11 protein-coding genes are annotated in these 16,159 nt (G+C 64.1%); 3 read left to right on the top strand and 8 right to left on the bottom strand.

Going from position 1 to position 16,159, the window contains the following annotated elements; all coding sequences use genetic code 11:
- Positions 1 to 2: 2 nt before the first annotated feature.
- Positions 3 to 803, bottom strand: a complete 801-nt coding sequence (locus ABIE18_RS05265) for a purine-nucleoside phosphorylase (RefSeq protein ID WP_499721604.1) — start codon at positions 801 to 803, stop codon at positions 3 to 5.
- Between the two features lie 128 nt (positions 804 to 931).
- On the opposite strand from ABIE18_RS05265, the gene ABIE18_RS05260 reads away from it, so the two are divergent.
- Positions 932 to 2,341, top strand: coding sequence for an NAD(P)H-quinone dehydrogenase (locus ABIE18_RS05260; RefSeq protein WP_499721602.1), 1,410 nt, complete (start codon positions 932 to 934; stop codon positions 2,339 to 2,341).
- 100 nt (positions 2,342 to 2,441) lie between these two features.
- Here the strand turns inward: ABIE18_RS05260 and ABIE18_RS05255 are convergent, their stop codons facing one another.
- From ABIE18_RS05255 to ABIE18_RS05240, 4 genes are read right to left on the bottom strand one after another with little or no spacing between them, the layout of a single operon-like run.
- Positions 2,442 to 3,173, bottom strand: coding sequence for an MBL fold metallo-hydrolase (locus ABIE18_RS05255; protein WP_499721601.1), 732 nt, complete (start codon positions 3,171 to 3,173; stop codon positions 2,442 to 2,444).
- Positions 3,174 to 3,195: 22 nt separating this feature from the next.
- Positions 3,196 to 4,758: an FAD-dependent oxidoreductase gene (locus tag ABIE18_RS05250; RefSeq protein WP_499721600.1), complete on the bottom strand. Its 1,563-nt coding sequence runs from the start codon at positions 4,756 to 4,758 to the stop codon at positions 3,196 to 3,198.
- Positions 4,755 to 6,998: a molybdopterin oxidoreductase family protein gene (locus ABIE18_RS05245; protein WP_499721599.1), complete on the bottom strand. Its 2,244-nt coding sequence runs from the start codon at positions 6,996 to 6,998 to the stop codon at positions 4,755 to 4,757. Before ABIE18_RS05245 ends, ABIE18_RS05250 begins: the two co-directional genes overlap by 4 nt.
- A complete protein-coding gene (locus ABIE18_RS05240; protein ID WP_499721597.1) occupies positions 6,999 to 8,411 on the bottom strand; it encodes an MFS transporter in 1,413 nt (470 codons plus the stop codon).
- A gap of 294 nt (positions 8,412 to 8,705) precedes the next feature.
- On the opposite strand from ABIE18_RS05240, the gene ABIE18_RS05235 reads away from it, so the two are divergent.
- Positions 8,706 to 10,115 carry an MFS transporter gene (locus ABIE18_RS05235; RefSeq protein ID WP_499721596.1) on the top strand — a complete coding sequence of 470 codons (1,410 nt, stop codon included), beginning with the start codon at positions 8,706 to 8,708 and terminating at the stop codon, positions 10,113 to 10,115.
- A gap of 68 nt (positions 10,116 to 10,183) precedes the next feature.
- On the opposite strand, the gene ABIE18_RS05230 is transcribed toward ABIE18_RS05235, so the two are convergent.
- Both ABIE18_RS05230 and ABIE18_RS05225 read right to left on the bottom strand, forming a co-directional pair.
- Positions 10,184 to 12,055: an acetyl/propionyl/methylcrotonyl-CoA carboxylase subunit alpha gene (locus ABIE18_RS05230; protein ID WP_499721595.1), complete on the bottom strand. Its 1,872-nt coding sequence runs from the start codon at positions 12,053 to 12,055 to the stop codon at positions 10,184 to 10,186.
- Between the two features lie 60 nt (positions 12,056 to 12,115).
- Entirely contained in the window at positions 12,116 to 12,772 is a 657-nt protein-coding gene (locus ABIE18_RS05225; RefSeq protein ID WP_499721594.1) for a Maf family protein, read from the bottom strand.
- Positions 12,773 to 12,965: 193 nt separating this feature from the next.
- On the opposite strand from ABIE18_RS05225, the gene ABIE18_RS05220 reads away from it, so the two are divergent.
- Entirely contained in the window at positions 12,966 to 13,445 is a 480-nt protein-coding gene (locus tag ABIE18_RS05220; protein ID WP_499721592.1) for an HAD family hydrolase, read from the top strand.
- 188 nt (positions 13,446 to 13,633) lie between these two features.
- Here the strand turns inward: ABIE18_RS05220 and ABIE18_RS05215 are convergent, their stop codons facing one another.
- Positions 13,634 to 16,159 carry an MMPL family transporter gene (locus ABIE18_RS05215; protein WP_499721591.1) on the bottom strand — a complete coding sequence of 842 codons (2,526 nt, stop codon included), beginning with the start codon at positions 16,157 to 16,159 and terminating at the stop codon, positions 13,634 to 13,636.

The following is a 16,159-nucleotide window of genomic DNA, read 5'->3' as shown; positions in this document are numbered from 1 at the left end:
CTTTAGAGCTTCGCGATGATCTCCGCCAGCAGCGTGGAGATACGCTTGCCTGCCGCTTGGCCGGCCTCGAGGACTTCGGCGTGGCTCAGCGGAGCCGGGCTGATGCCCGCGGCAAGGTTGGTGACCAGCGAGATGCCGAAGACCTCCATGCCTGCATGGCGTCCGGCGATGGCTTCCAACGCCGTGGACATTCCCACGAGGTCTGCGCCGATCCGTTTGGCGTACTGGACCTCGGCCGGCGTCTCGTAGTGAGGACCGCTGAACTGGGCGTAGACACCTTCCTGCAGTGACGGATCCACTTCGCGGGCCAGTTGCCGGACGCGTGAGGAGTACAGGTCCGTGAGGTCCACGAACGTGGCGCCCTCAAGCGGGGACGTGGCCGTCAGGTTGATGTGGTCGCTGATGAGCACAGGCGTGCCCGGGGTCCAATCCTCATTGAGGCCGCCGCAGCCATTGGTGAGGACCAGCGTCTTGCAACCCGCGGCTGCGGCCGTGCGAACGCCGTGGACGACTGAGCGGACACCCTTGCCTTCGTAGTAATGCGTCCTGGCTCCAAGGACCAAGGCGCGTTTGCCTTCCTTGGTCAGGACGGAGCGGATGGTTCCCACGTGGCCCACAACGGAAGGTTGGTGGAAGCCGGGAACCTCCGAGGCATTCAAGGTGGCGGTGGTTTCGCCAATGAGATCGGCGGCTTCGGCCCAGCCGGAACCGAGCACCAGGGCTACGTCGTGGGACTCAACGCCAGTCTCGGCGGCAATGAAGTCGGCGGCGGCCCGGGCAGCTTCGAAAGGGTCTGTGTTCATCAGCTCAGTGTTACTCACTGGTACAAGCTACCTTGCGCGTGCAGCAATTTGGTAGGGACGCGTTCGACGCCGGGGGTGAGGCTTGGCTGACTGGCAGCCTGCGGTGCAATGAGCGAGAATTGAGAATTGTGACCACCCAAGTTGACTTCAGTTCCCCCCGTATCGCGATTCTGGGGGGTGGTCCCGGAGGATATGAAGCCGCCATGGTGGCCGCTTCCCTCGGCGCAAAAGTCACCATCATCGAGCGGGCAGGCCTTGGCGGCTCCGCCGTGCTGACCGACGTCGTGCCTTCCAAAACCCTTATTGCCACCGCCGACCTCATGACCCGCGTTGGTGAGGCGGACGAGTTGGGCGTCAAGTTCGACGGCGACGGCGGCGGCTCCAAGCCCCGTGCCGACCTGAAGCACATCAACGACCGCGTCCTGGATCTGGCCCGTGGCCAGTCCCACGACATCCGCGCGGGGCTGGAACGCCTCGGCGTGGAGATCGTGATCGGTTCCGGCAAATTGCTGGACAACAACACGATTGAGGTCCTGACCCTTGAGGGCACACGAACCATTGATGCTGATGCCATCCTGCTGGCGGTAGGTGCACACCCGCGCGAGCTCCCCACGGCCAAGCCCGACGGCGAACGCATCCTCAACTGGGCCCAGATCTACAACCTGGACGAGCTGCCGGAGGAACTGATCGTGGTGGGCTCCGGTGTCACCGGCGCCGAGTTCGCCTCCGCCTACAACGGCCTCGGCTCCAAGGTCACGCTGATTTCCAGCCGCGACCAGGTCCTCCCCGGTGAGGACACGGACGCCGCCAAACTACTGGAAGGCGTGTTCGAGCGCCGCGGCGTGCGCGTGTTGTCCCGGTCGCGCGCCAACGCAGTTGAGCGGACGGACGACGGCGTGAAGGTCACCCTGGGCGATGGATCGGTAGTCACGGGCTCGCACTGCCTGGTGTGTGTTGGGTCCATCCCCAACACGGCCGGAATTGGGCTTGAGGAGGCCGGGGTGACCCTGACGGAGTCCGGGCACATCAAGGTGGATGGTGTTTCGCGCACCACTGCCCCCAACATTTACGCAGCCGGCGACTGCACCGGCGTGTTCGCGCTGGCATCCGTGGCCGCCATGCAGGGCCGCATCGCGGTTGCACACTTCATGGGTGACGGCGTGAAGCCGCTCAAGCTCAACCAGGTGGCCTCGAACATCTTCACGTCCCCGGAAATCGCTTCGGTGGGTGTTTCGGAGGCCGACCTCGCGTCCGGCAAGTACCAGGGCGACGTCGTGATGCTCTCGCTGCTCAGCAACGCCCGCGCCAAGATGCGCAACACCAAGGATGGCTTCGTCAAGATCATCGCCCGCAAGGGATCCGGCACGGTCATTGGGGGCGTGGTGGTGGGACCGAACGCTTCGGAACTCATCTTCCCGATCTCCGTGGCTGTCACGCAGAAGCTCCACGTTGACGACGTCGCCAGTGCGTTCACGGTGTACCCGTCGCTGACTGGGTCCATCTCGGAGGCAGCGCGGCGCTTGCACGTGCACATGTAGCTTCTTGCTCCTGTGGCGCCCGTTTCGATGGCTTGCTGCATGCCAGACGATTCCCACCGTCTGGCGCGCAGCGCGTCATCGAAACGGGCGTTTCTGCTTCCTACGCTCGGAGGGCCGCGATGGCTTCGGCGACGGGCATGTGCAACGCAGGACCGTGGCCCGGCAGGATCACGTTCGCTTGGACGGCGCTTAATGACCGTGCCGCTGCGAGGGCGGTCTTCGGATCCGAGTGGTACATCCGGTGCAGCATCTGGGGCCCGGAACGTGTGCTGATCGGGTGGCCACTGACAAACGAGTCGCCGACGGCGATGGCCTGCGCCCCAGGGAGCAGTAGGGCAACATTGCCTGGAGTGTGCCCGGGCAAGAGGATGGCTTCCGGCTGGCCAGGCAGGCTCCGGAGCCTGTCCTCGTCCCACGCCTCGGCGCGGGTTGCCGGCTCCGCCTGGAGGGCTTTCGCTGTGATGACATGGAGTAACCAGCGGAAAACGCGGGGACGCCAAGCCCGGATAATCACCTGACCGAACGTGACCTGATGCTTCTCCTTGCCTTGAACGTGTGCCAATTCCTCCGGGGAACACAGGATGGGCGTGCCGAACGTCCGCGAGAAGTACGCAGCGGAGCCCGTGTGGTCCACGTGGCCATGGGTGATGAGCATGGCTTTGGCATCGGCGGGATCCAGGCCCAGCCCCTTGATCGATTCGAGGACCAAGTCACGGTCGGCGGGGTATCCGCCGTCGATCAGCAGGAAGCCCGTGCCGTCCCGGACAATGACCCAGTTGGACGCGGGCCCCTGGACGAAGAAGACTCCCGGCGCTTGCTCAGATACGTTCACCCGAGAAGTCTAAGGGGGGCGCCTACGCAGCGGTCGCCTGGAAGTGCTTCTCGATGAGCCCTTTGATGTCCTCGTGGCATCCACCGCACCCTGTGCCTGCCCGTGTGGCCTTGGAGACCTCGCCAACAGTGCTGCATCCTTCCAGCACGGAATCCTCGATGCTGGCGGCGCTGACGCCTGCACAGCGGCACACTGTGCGCTGGGGATCGTTGCTGGTAGCGCCGGAATCCAACTGGTCCGGGCCGTCCAGGCGAAGCAGCAGGGAACGGTCGGCCGGCAACTCCGAGGAACGTTCGAAAAGGACCACCAGTTCAGCGGCAGTCCGGGGCATGCCCACAGCAACCAAACCCTCCAGCACTCCACCGCGCGTTGTCATCTTGACGTAGCGGCCGTGCTCGGGATCGGCCCACTGGGAGATCTGGCGACGTGCCCGGCCAGGAGTGGCCCCGGCTTCCAGAAGCTCTTCGTCCCATGGATCGGCCTGGTTATCGCCGGCAACAGCCAGGTTGATGCCCCGTGCTTTCAGAACCACGACGCCTGGCTTTTCTGTGGGCAGGGCTTCCAGCGCATCCGCGGCTTCCTGGCCCTCTTGTGCCAGGACCACCAAATATTCAGCCAGCCACTCGGCCTGACGCCAGCCCGGGCCTACCAAACCGGAGGGGGCGGTGGCGGTCCGGCAATCAAGGCAGGAAGCGTCAGGGCAGCGGACCTCGGCACAATCGCCGATCGCGAACATGTGTGGCTCGTGGTAGGTCCGGAGATGGTGGTCCACCAGGATGCCGGCACCCGTGGGAAGGCCGCAGCCTTCGGCCAGTTCAATCCTCGGGCGGACGCCGCAGGAGAGGACCAGCAGGTCGCCGTCGATCGCCGAGCCGTCCTCCAGCAGCAGAGCGGAGAAACTTCCGCCGGGGCCAGCGGTTTCCACGCCTGTAGACCTCGCGTTGCCGGCCATCCGGACGCCGCCTGCACGGAGGCTGCTCGTCAGGACGGATCCGCTGCCACGGTCAATGCTGCGGCCCAAAGGGAAGGGGCCGTTGTGGACCACCGTTGCCTGGGCGCCTTCCTCCGCGGCTGCGAGGGCGGTTTCCAGGCCAAGCACGCCACCACCCAGGACCACCACGCGTTTACCGCCAGCGACAGCTTCACGGAGGACCGCGGCATCGCGAAGATCGCGCAGGGCAGTGACACCGGCTGGAAGAACGGGGCCCGCCGGATCAGGGTTCAAGCCGGTGAGGTTGGGAATGACGGGCCGGGAGCCGGTGGCAAACACCAAGCGGTCGTAGTGTTCGTTGGTGCCGTCGGAGAGAATCACATGCTGGCGTGCACGGTCAATCCTCTTGACCTTGACACCCAACCGGACGTCAACGCCGTCGGCCTCCAGTTCAGCAGCATCAGCCATGGCCAGGGCTTCAGGAGTGGTCCGCCCGACGCCCAGTTCGGCCACCATGACGCGGTTGTAGGCGGCCTCAGCTTCCTGTCCGACCACCAGCAATTGCACAAGTCCTGTGCGGACCGCGGGAAGCAGTTCGTCCACCAGTCGCGCAGCAACGGGGCCGAATCCAACAACAACAATGCGCTCGCTCATGATGCCTCCTTGGCGTGCAGGGGCAGTCCGGATCCAGCAGGCACGGCGACTGGAGCCGCTGACACTGTGGTGGACGCTGCCCGCCGGACCCATACCCGGCTGGTCTTGAACTCCGGCATACCGGAGATGGGATCGGTGACCGCCTCAGTGAGGCGGTTGGCGTTTTCCTGGCCCGGGAAGTGGAACGGGAGGAACACAGTGTCCGGGCGGACCGAGTTGCTGAGTTCCGCCCGGCAGAGGACCTCACCGCGTTGGTTGGTCACTGTTGCGTAGTCGCCGTCGGCAATGCCACGCGCTGCGGCCGTGCCAGGGTGGATCAGGAGCTTGGCCTGCGGCTGAGACGCCAGCAGCTCGCTCACGCGGCGCGTCTGGGCGCCGGACTGGTAGTGCTCCAGGAGGCGGCCAGTGGCTAGGGCCAAAGAGTCGTCCGCAAACGAACGTACAGCCCGCTTGGAAGGGGTAACCGGGACCATCACGGCGCGGCCATCAGCATGCGCAAACCCGTCCGCGAAGAGTCGCGGCGTTCCCTGGCTGCCCACGGGGTACGGCCAGTAGGCAGCTTCGCCACGATCCAGCATGGCGTAGTCGATTCCGGAGTAGTCAGCCAACCCACCGGCGGAAGCAAGTCTGAGTTCTTCAAACACTGTCTCGGGGTCATCGCTGAACATGGAGGGAGCCTCGAGCATTTCCGCGAGCCGTGCCATCAGCCACAATTCGCTGCGGACGCCAGGGGGAGGGGTGATTGCCTTGCGGCGTCTGATGACGCGTCCCTCAAGGTTGGTCAGCGTCCCTTCTTCCTCGGCCCACTGCGTCACGGGCAGGACCAGATCGGCTTCGGCCGCGGTCTCGGACATGAAGAAGTCGCAAACCACCAGGAAGTCCAGGCTGCGGAGTCCTTGGGTTACCGCGTTGGTGTCCGGCGCCGAAACCACCACATTGGCGCCGTGCACGAAGAGGCAACGGACGCCGTCGGGCTTTCCGAGCGACTTGAGGAGTTCGACGGCGGGCAGGCCGGCTCCGGGGATCAGCGACTCGTCCACACCCCAGACCTTGGCGATGTGGGCGCGTGCAGCGGGGTCGGTGATTTTGCGGTAGCCGGGAAGCTGATCAGCCTTTTGGCCGTGCTCGCGGCCGCCCTGGCCGTTGCCCTGGCCAGTCAGCGTGCCGTAGCCACTGCGGGCCGAGCCCGGCAGGCCAAGGAGGAGGCTGAGGTTGATGGCAGCGGTTGCGGTGTCCGTACCATCCACGTGCTGTTCGACTCCACGGCCACTGAGGATGTAGCTGCCGCCATTGCGGGCGCCCTGGGCCAGGCGTCGGGCCGTCTCACGGATGAGGGTGGCCGGGACGCCAGTGATGGACTGGACGCGCTCGGGCCAGAAGGCGTTGAGGCTGCGGACCACGGAAGCATAGCCCTTGGTGTTTGCCTCGATGTAGCCGGTGTCGGCCAGGCCTTCGTGGACCACAACGTGGCTGATGCCCAGAAGGAGGGCCAAATCTGTGCCGGGCGTCGGCTGCAAGTGGATGCCACCGCCGTCGCCCGTGAACGCTGCCGTAGCCGAACGGCGGGGGTCCACTACGATCAGCCCGCCGGCGTCGCGCGCGCCCTGAAGATGCTGGACAAACGGCGGCATGGTCTCGGCGACGTTCGAGCCGAGCATGAGGATCACGGACGCGGAGTCAAGGTCCGTGACGGGGAAGGGGAGGCCACGGTCCACGCCGAAGGCGCGGTTGCCTGCGGCGGCTGCCGATGACATGCAGAAGCGGCCGTTGTAATCGATGCGTGAGGTGCGCAGGGCCAGCCGGGCGAACTTGCCCAGCATGTACGCCTTCTCGTTGGTGAGGCCGCCACCACCGAAAACTCCGATCGCGTCGTTTCCGTGCTGCTTCTGGGTGTCCTTCACAGCGGCGGTGATCAGCATGAGCGCCTGGTCCCAGGAGATCGGCTGGTGGACGCCGTCGGATCCTTTGAGCATCGGTTCGGTGACGCGGCCGTTGTGACGCAACAACGACGCCGATGTCCAGCCTTTGCGGCACAGCCCGCCCCGGTTGGTGGGGAAATCGCGCCCTGAAACTTCCAGGGGCACGGCACCTTCACCGGGCATTGCAGGTGTGGCAGGGCTTGCCGGTGCTGCGTCGGACGAGGGCGCGGGCGCTGCCCCGGCTGCCGAGGCAGCCGGGGTCAGCGTCATGGCGCACTGGAGCGCGCAGTAGGGGCAGTGGGTATCGGCGCCGTTGGGCATCTAGATGTGTCCGATCGTGTTGCGCTTCTGGGCGGGGCGGATGTAGCAGACCCAGCAGACGGTGAGCATCAGGACGTAGGCTCCAACGAATCCGTAGAACGCCGGGGTGTAGGAGCCGCTTGCGGTGTTCGATGCGTTGAGCACCTGGGGGATCACGAATCCGCCGTAGGCACCGATCGCCGAGATCAGGCCCAGTGAGGAGGATGCCAACCGTGCCGTTGTACCGCTGGGGGCGCCTGAACGTGCGGCCCGGCTGGAGGTCGCGAAGATCACCGGGATCATGCGGTACGTTGCGCCATTACCGAAGCCGCTGGCCAGGAAGAGCACCAGGAACAAGGTAAGGAACAACCAGAAGTTCTTCAGCGGCAGGGTCCAGATCATGGTCAGCGTGATGACAGCCATGGAAGCGAACGAGGCGATGGTCATCCGGGCGCCGCCCATGCGGTCTGCCATGCGGCCACCGTAGGGACGAGCCAGAGAACCGACCAGCGGGCCGAGGAATGCCAGGGACAGGGCCACTGCACCGAGGTGGATGGAGGAGAAATCGGGGAAGTAGTCCTTGATCAGCTTCGGGAAGACGCCGGCGAAGCCGATGAACGAGCCGAACGTACCGATGTAAAGGAATGCCATGATCCACAGGTGCGGTTCTTTGAGGGCCGCCACGGATCCGGCCACGTCACCCTTGGCGCTGGTGAGGTTGTTCATGTACTTCCATGCACCGAAAGCCGCGATCAGGATCAGCGGGATCCAGATGATGCCGGCCATGGGCAGGTTCACGGTTCCAGCTGCGAGCAGGGTGATGGCGATGGGAACCACAAGCTGCGCGACGGCGGCACCAAGGTTTCCGCCCGCGGCGTTCAGGCCGAGGGCCCAGCCCTTTTCGCGTGCCGGGTAGAAGAAGGTGATGTTGGCCATCGAGCTGGCGAAGTTGCCTCCGCCGAAGCCGGCGAGGGCTGCTACCAGGAGCATGATGCCGAACGGCGTTTCCGGATTGGAAACACAGATCGCCAGGCCGCTGGCGGGAATCAGGAGGAGCAGTGCCGAGACGATGGTCCAGTTGCGGCCACCGAACTTCGGCACCATAAAGGTGTAGGGGATTCGCAGCGTGGCGCCTACGAGGCTGGGGATGGAGATGAGCCAGAAGATCTGGTTGGTATCGAACTTGAAACCTGCTGCGGGGAGCTGGACGACAACGATCGACCAGAGCTGCCATACGACAAAGCCGAGGAATTCGGCGAAGATCGACCAGTACAGATTGCGCTTGGCGATGGACCGGCCTTCGGCTTCCCACTGGCCCTTGTCCTCGGCGTCCCAGTTGGCGATCCAGCGGCCGGGGCGGTGTTCAAGGGCGGGAACGGCGGTAGCAGTGGACTGGGCGGGGGCCAGTTCTTCTGCAGTGCGGTCAACAGTCACGGAGTGCCTCCTTTGTGGGGACGTTGTTCTTCCAAGGTAGGTTTCACGCGTTTCGCGGACCGTCGCCCTTTGTAAACGTGCTGTGACATTTCCCTATCGGCGGGGTCACCGGCGCGTGAGGCAATGGTGAGGTAGTGTGGCCCGGACCACAGGGTGAGACTTTTCGACTGGTCCGCATAGTGGACTTAGTTGTCCAGTCAATGGACTGCGGGAACTATTATTGAACTCTCGAATAATCCTTCGCCGGGCAGGCTCCGAGGGGCATCGGCCGGTGTGAACGAAAGCTGCTACTACATGTCTTCGACTGCCACGTCCAAGGAAGGCGAGTCCACCAAGCCAGTGAACTCGCGGGGCAAAGTGATCTTCGCCAGCCTGATCGGCACGACGATCGAGTTCTACGACTTCTACGCCTATGCCACCGCGTCAGTGCTCGTCTTCCCCAAGCTCTTCTTCCCCGATGCCACAGACATCAATGCGCTTCTCAGTGCGTTCGCCATCTTCGGTGTGGCCTTCTTCGCGCGTCCCATCGGCGCCGTTGTCTTCGGCCACTTTGGTGACAAGATCGGCCGCAAGGGAACCCTGGTTGCCTCGCTGTTGACCATGGGTATCGCAACCTTCCTGATCGGACTCCTGCCTACGGCTTCCATGGCAGGGTGGGCGATCCTGGCCCCGATCATGTTGGTTATCCTGCGCTTCTTCCAGGGCCTGGCCTTGGGCGGCGAATGGTCCGGCGCAGCTTTGTTGGCCACCGAGAATGCGCCGGAAGGCAAGCGTGCCATCTATGGAACGTTCCCGCAGCTGGGTGCCCCTATTGGCTTCATCATCGCCAACGTGATCTTCATCTGGATGAACGTTGCCCTGACGGCCGAAGAGTTCCTGGCATGGGGTTGGCGCGTTCCGTTCATCCTCAGCGCGATCCTGGTCATTGTGGGTCTTTACGTTCGCCTGAAGCTGGTGGAGAGCGTGTCCTTCACCAAGGTGATCGAACAGGAAAAGGTCCAGAAGCTGCCCCTCGCCGCAACCCTCAAGAGCCACTGGCGCCCGGTTCTGGCCGGCACCTTCATCATGTTTGCCACCTATGTGCTCTTCTACATCATGACCACGTTCACCCTGTCCTACGGCACCAAGCCCACCTTGGTCGGCGCCCAGGCCGCGGCCGAAAAGGCAGGCAAGCCGATGACGGCGGACCAGGTTGCGGCGTTTGTCCCCGGCCTGGGCATCACCCGGTCCGACTTCCTCTGGATGCTGATCATCGGCGTCGTCTTCTTCGGTATCTTCACCGTGGTCTCCGGACCTTTGGCCGAGAAGTGGGGCCGTCGGAAGTTCCTGCTGGGCGTCACCGTCGGCATCTTCGCATTCGGTGCGCTCTGGTTCACCATGTTTGGTCCCGGCCAGGCAGCGGCGATGGTTGGCCTCATTGTGGGCTTCACCCTCATGGGCCTCACGTTTGGGCCTATGGCGGCCATCCTGCCTGAGCTGTTCCCGGCCAACGTCCGCTACACCGGTTCTGCGGTGGCGTACAACCTGTCGTCCATGATCGGAGCGGCCCCGGCATCGTTCGTCGCCATCGCTCTCTGGCAGGCAGCGAACGGCAGCACGTGGTTGGTTGGGGTCTACATGGCGATCGCTGCGGTGATCACCTTCGTGGCGCTCTGGCTCACCCGCGAAACCAAGGACATGGACTACGAGAACAACGTCGCCTGACCTTTGGGAATTAACGACCTCGGCCCCGCATCGGAAGGTGCGGGGCCGAGGTGTTTAAGCTTCGGTTCTTAGTCCTCGATGGTGGCGATGACAGCGCCGGCAGCGACCGTCTCACCCGCTGTGGCTGCGAGCCCGCGCACCGTGCCGGACTTGTGTGCGGTCAACGGCTGTTCCATCTTCATGGCTTCCAGGACAACGATCAGATCGCCCTCGGCCACGATATCGCCATCGGCAGCTGCCACCTTGACGATGGTGCCCTGCATCGGCGAGGTCAGTGCATCCCCACCGGCGGCAGCCGCTGCGGCTCCTGCCGAACGGGAACGCTTCTTGGACTTGCCCGACTTGGTGCCAGGACCACTGGAAACAGCTGCAACGCTGGCGCCCAAGCCGGACGGCAGAACGACCTCAAGCCGCTTGCCGCCAACCTCGACGACGACGCGCTGGCGCTCACCGGCGTCGGGCGTTTCCGTACCCGCACCGCTGGCCGTCCAAGCAGGGATGTTATTGACGAACTCGGTTTCGATCCAGCGGGTGTGGACGCTGAACGGTCCCTCTACCGGGGCGAAGGCGGGGTCCGTGACAACGGCGAGGTCGAAGGGGATGACGGTGGGAATGCCTTCCACCACCATCTCCTCAAGGGCGCGGCGCGAGCGCTGGAGGGCTTGCTCGCGGGTGGCGCCGGTGACGATCAGCTTGGACAGCATGGAGTCGAAGTTTCCGCTGATGACATCGCCCTGCTCAATGCCGGAGTCCACGCGGATGCCGGGGCCCGTGGGGTTCTTCAACGTGCTGACCGTGCCCGGGGCGGGCATGAAGTTGCGGCCCGGGTCTTCGCCGGTGATGCGGAACTCGAAGGAGTGGCCGCGGACTTCGGGGTCCTCGTAACCAAGAGCTTCGCCGCGCGCAATGCGGAACTGTTCACGAACGAGGTCGATGCCCGTAACTTCCTCGGAAACACAGTGCTCCACCTGGAGCCGGGTGTTGACCTCAAGGAAGGAGATGGTGCCGTCCTGGCCCACCAGGAACTCGCAAGTACCGGCGCCGAGGTAGTTGGCTTCCTTCAGGATCGCCTTGGAAGATTCGTAGAGCCGCTTGTTCTGCTCCTCGCTCAGGTAGGGAGCCGGGGCTTCCTCGACGAGTTTCTGGTTGCGGCGTTGCAGTGAGCAGTCGCGGGTGGAGACAACCACAACGTTGCCGTAGGCATCCGCCAAGCACTGGGTCTCGACGTGGCGCGGGGCGTCCAGGAAGCGCTCGATAAAACACTCGCCGCGGCCAAAAGCGGCTATCGCCTCTCGGACCGCGGATTCGTACAGCTCAGGAATCTCTTCCATGGTGCGGGCAACCTTGATGCCGCGTCCGCCGCCGCCGAAAGCAGCCTTGATGGCGATGGGCAGGCCGAACTCCTCGGCAAACTTCAGGATCTCGTCCGCGGATTCCACAGGATCAGCTGTGCCGGGAACCAGTGGGGCGCCTACCTTTTCGGCGATGTGGCGCGCCTGGACCTTGTCGCCCAGGGCAGAGATAGCCTCGGGGGAGGGGCCGATCCAGGTGATGCCGGCGTCGATCACTTTGGCAGCGAACTCCGCATTTTCGGCGAGGAAACCGTACCCGGGGTGGATCCCATCGGCGCCGGCCTGCTTGGCGACGTCGATGATCTTGTCCATGACCAGGTACGACTCAGCTGCGGTGTTGCCGCCAAGGGCATACGCTTCGTCGGCGAGGCGGACATGCAGGGCGTCACGGTCCGGGTCTGCGTAGACGGCTACGGAGGCGATGCCTTCGTCCCGGGCGGCTCGGATGATGCGGACCGCGATTTCGCCGCGGTTGGCAATCAAGACCTTGGTGAGAGGGCTGGAAATGGGCTGCGCCGGGTTAGCTGACAAGTTGTTGACTCCTTCTGTCCTTGAGGAGCCTAGCGTGATTGTGAGGGTTCCGCCCATATTGATGGGGGATTCCGTGTGTGAGGAGATGTTCCTTTGTAGGGTTGCTACAAATCGCTTCTACTGGTGCGCGTCCCACAGTTCGGTGATGCCAACATTCGCGTGGACCAGCAGTTCGCGCAGGGTAGAGATGGAAAGACCGACGACGGCGTGCGGGTCACCGTCCACCTTGCGGATAAACGCGCCACCCAGGCCGTCGATGGTGAACGAGCCCGCGCAGTGCAGTGGTTCCCCAGTGGCGATGTAGGCGTCGATGTCGTTTGTGGTCATCTCGACGAAGTGAACCTCGGCACTGGACACGGAGCCGACTGTTGCGCCCGTTCCGTCTGCAGGCTCGTCCTCGTCCACCTCGGCAGCGGTGTCCCGGCAATCGACCAGCCAGTGACCGGTGTGGAGAACTCCCTTGGATCCGCTCATGCGCAGCATCCGCTCACGTGCGACCTCCGCCGTGTAGGGCTTGCCGTGGGATTCGCCGTCGAACTCGAAGACCGAATCGCAGCCGATCACCAGGGCACCCTCCGCTTCTGGGAGCGCGGCTACCGCTTCGGCCTTTGCCCGGGCCAGCAGCAGCGCGGTGTCGTGTGCGTCGGTGACGCCGTAGTGCGCCTGCACCGCGTCCTCGTCCACGTCCGAGACCAGGACGTCGTGCTGGATCCCCGCTTCCGTCAGCAACTTGGTGCGGGCAGGGGACTGCGAGGCAAGGATCAATCGGGTCACCGTCCCAGCCTAATACGTTGTTCTCTCACATCCTGCTCGTTTTCCGGCGATGTTCTCTCACTTCCTGCCCGTTTTCGGGGGAGTCCGCTCACTTGGCAGGCCGGACTCTGACGCAACGTGGCTCATTTCTGCGGACCGGGATGGTTATGAGCCAAGGGAACCCTTGGCGCTTGCTATCAAGGAGCGTTTTGGCATGGACCGTGGGGTCGAAGCTCTGGTGGACACCTTGCTCTTCGAACATGTCAGCCTGATGACAATGGATCCGCGTACGACCACGGCCCTTGAGGAAGCACGGGAGGCCGACTGGAGGATCGGCATCGTCACGAATGGGGCAACGGCGCAGCAGACACTGAAGATCGAACACCTTGGGATTGAACCCTACGTCGATTGCGTCGTGATTTCCGAGGCCGTTGGCGTGAAGAAGCCTGACGCAGAGATTTTTCGACTGGCGGCTCAGGAATTGGGTGGCGTTCTGACTGATGGCTGGATGGTGGGAGATCACCCGATCGCCGATGTCTCGGGTGGCCGGGCGGCGGGATTGAAGACCGCGTGGGTCTCCCGCGGGCAGGACTGGCCCAACGATGTGCCGCTGCCGACCCTCACCCGCCACAGTGCCGCTGAGGTAATCGATGCTCTGATTCAGCTCGACGCCAGGCACGACCTCATCGTGTGACATGGGCGCCCGCTAACAAAGCACGAAAAAAGCCCGACGTCGGCACCCAAGTGAGTGCCGACGTCGGACTTTCTGCGGGATGTGAGAGAACGTCCGTCAGATCGGGGGTGGATGTGAGAGAACGTCCGTCAGATCGGGGGTGGATGTGAGAGAACGTCCGTCAGATCGGGGGTGGATGTGAGAGAACGTTAGTGGACCAGTTCCTCGGAGCCGGTCTTCGGGCGGTCGCTGCGGTTCAGTTTGGCGCCTTCGACGTCCACATCCGGGAGGACGCGCTGCAACCACTTGGGCACCCACCACGCCTTCTCGCCAAGCAGGTACATGACGGCGGGAACGATCGTCATACGGACTACGAACGCATCGATGAGCACACCGAACGCCATCGCGAAGCCCAACGGCCGGACCATGGTGAGGTGGCTGAAAATGAAGCCTGAGAACACGCTGACCATGATGATCGCGGCCGCTGTGACCACTGCTGCCGCGTGGCTGAAGCCGGTGCGAACAGCGTGTTTGGCGTTCTCCCCATGCATAAATGATTCACGCATGCCCGATGTGATGAACACCTGATAGTCCATCGCGAGGCCAAACAGCACGCCGATCAGGATGATCGGCAGGAAGCTCAGGACTGCGCCCGGGTTGGCGACGTCGAAAATCGCTCCCAGCCAGCCCCACTGGTAAACGGCCACGACGGCGCCGAAGGCGGCGGCCAGGGACAAGAGGAAACCACCGGTGGCGAGCAGAGGCACCACAATCGAGCGGAAGACCAGCAGCAACAGGATCAGCGAAAGTCCGACGACGATTGCCAGGTACGGCGGCAGGGCAGCCCCAAGCTTTGCGGAGACGTCGATGTTGCCGGCAGTCTGGCCGGTGAGGCCGATGGTGACATCCAGGTCTTCGCGGATTTGGGTGCCCTTGGCCCTGACGTCCGATACCACCTGGACGGTGCCGGCACTGGCTGGGCCTTCTTTGGGAATGACCTGGAAGACGGCCGTCCGGCGATCGTCGCTCAGGGCCACAGGCACCGCAGCCGTGACGTTCTCTACGCTGCGCAGCTGTTCCGCGACGTCGAACTGCTTATTCTTGGCATCAGGTTCGCTGAGCCCCTCGGGGAATTCGGCGACGACGACGATCGGTCCGGTGACGCCTTCGCCGAAGCTGCTGCGCGTGAGGTCATAGGCTTTGAAGGCTTGCGAATCGACTGGCTCGGATCCGCCGTCGGGGAGTGCCAGTCGAAGCTGGGAGGCCGGCAGCGCCAGGGCGCCCAACAGCACGACGCTGGCCACGAGGGAAACCCAGGGGTGCCGCGTGACCAAGCCACCCCAGCCACTGCTGCTGCGCTTCTCTTCCAGGGCACGGTCCGCGGCTTCGTGGCCCGGCTCGGCATTGTGCTTGGCGGCCTTGGCCCAGGCGCGCTTGGAGATCAGCTTGCGGCCGATCAACGCCAGAATGGCGGGGGTCAGTGTCAAAGCCACGACTACGGCGAAAGCAACTGTCGCTGCGGCGGCAACACCCATCACAGCCAGGAAGGGCAGCCCCGGGACCACAAGTGCCGCCAGCGCGATGATGACGGTGAGGCCCGCGAACAGTACGGCGTTTCCGGACGTCCCGGTGGCGAGGGCTGCGGATTCCTCGCCGTCCATCCCGGCCAGAAGCTGGTTGCGGTGGCGGTTGACGATGAACAGGGAGTAGTCGATGCCAACTGCAAGGCCAAGCATCAGGGCAAGCATCGGGGAGATGGAGCTCATGTTGATCACGCCGGTTAGCGCGAATGTTCCGCCGACGCCCACAGCCACGCCAATGAGGGCCATGACGAGGGGCAGGCCCGCGGCGATGAGTGTGCCCAGCATGAGGATCAGAACGAGGGCTGCCACGGCGACGCCGACGATTTCCGCGACTCCGAAGATCTGTGAGACGTCCTCGGTGATTTCCTTGCTGGCATATGCTGTGACACCGGCAGAGGAGACCCCCTGAACAATTTCCTGCACTTGTTTGCGGACGGCGGGATCAACGGCGTTGATGGAGGTCTTGAATTGGACCTGGGCAATGGCGGCCTTGTTGTCGGTGGACACGAAACGCATCCCTTGAGAGGCCTCCAGCTGGCGCTTTCCCACGGCCAACGCGGTGGCTCCGTCGGCTGCTTCCTTGGCGCCGGCGTCGAGCTTTGCTTTGTTGGCGGCGAGTTCGGCACGCTGCGGCGCGAGTTGGGCCTCGATTTGTGCAGGCGGGAGGCCTGCGGCTGTCATCTGCTGTTCCGCTCCCGCGAGCTGCGCTTCGCCCGCTTCCAGTTGGGCGCGGGCCGCGTCCAGCTGGGTCTTGCCTTCGGCAGCCTTCGCTTCGCCTGCGGCAATCTCGCCCGCGGCCTTGTCCAACTGCTCCTGGGTGGTGAACGGATTCACCGTTCCCTGCACGTCCGGCATGGCCTCAAGCTTGATGAGCGCAGTGGCTACGGCGTCCTTCTTGGCTTGGTCAAAACCGGACTCGCCGGCGTCGAAGGCCACGCTCGCCGAGCCGCCGGACGCGTCGGGCAGGGCTTCTTTGAGTTTGTCGGCCATCCTCTGGGTTTCCGTGCCAGGGATGCTGAAGTTGTTGGACATGGTGCCGTGGAAGGCGGCGGCCGAACCTCCCACGGCCACCAGGACTGCCAGCCACAGCGAGATGACCAGCCAGCGGCGGCGATAAGAAAACTTGCCCAGGCGGTAGAGGAACGAGGCCAT

The sequence above is a fragment of the Arthrobacter sp. 2762 genome (assembly GCF_040548745.1).
Taxonomy (GTDB): Bacteria; Actinomycetota; Actinomycetes; order Actinomycetales; family Micrococcaceae; genus Arthrobacter.
The sequence above is the reverse complement of the archived record's forward strand: the minus strand, read 5'-3'. Positions and strand labels throughout refer to the sequence as shown.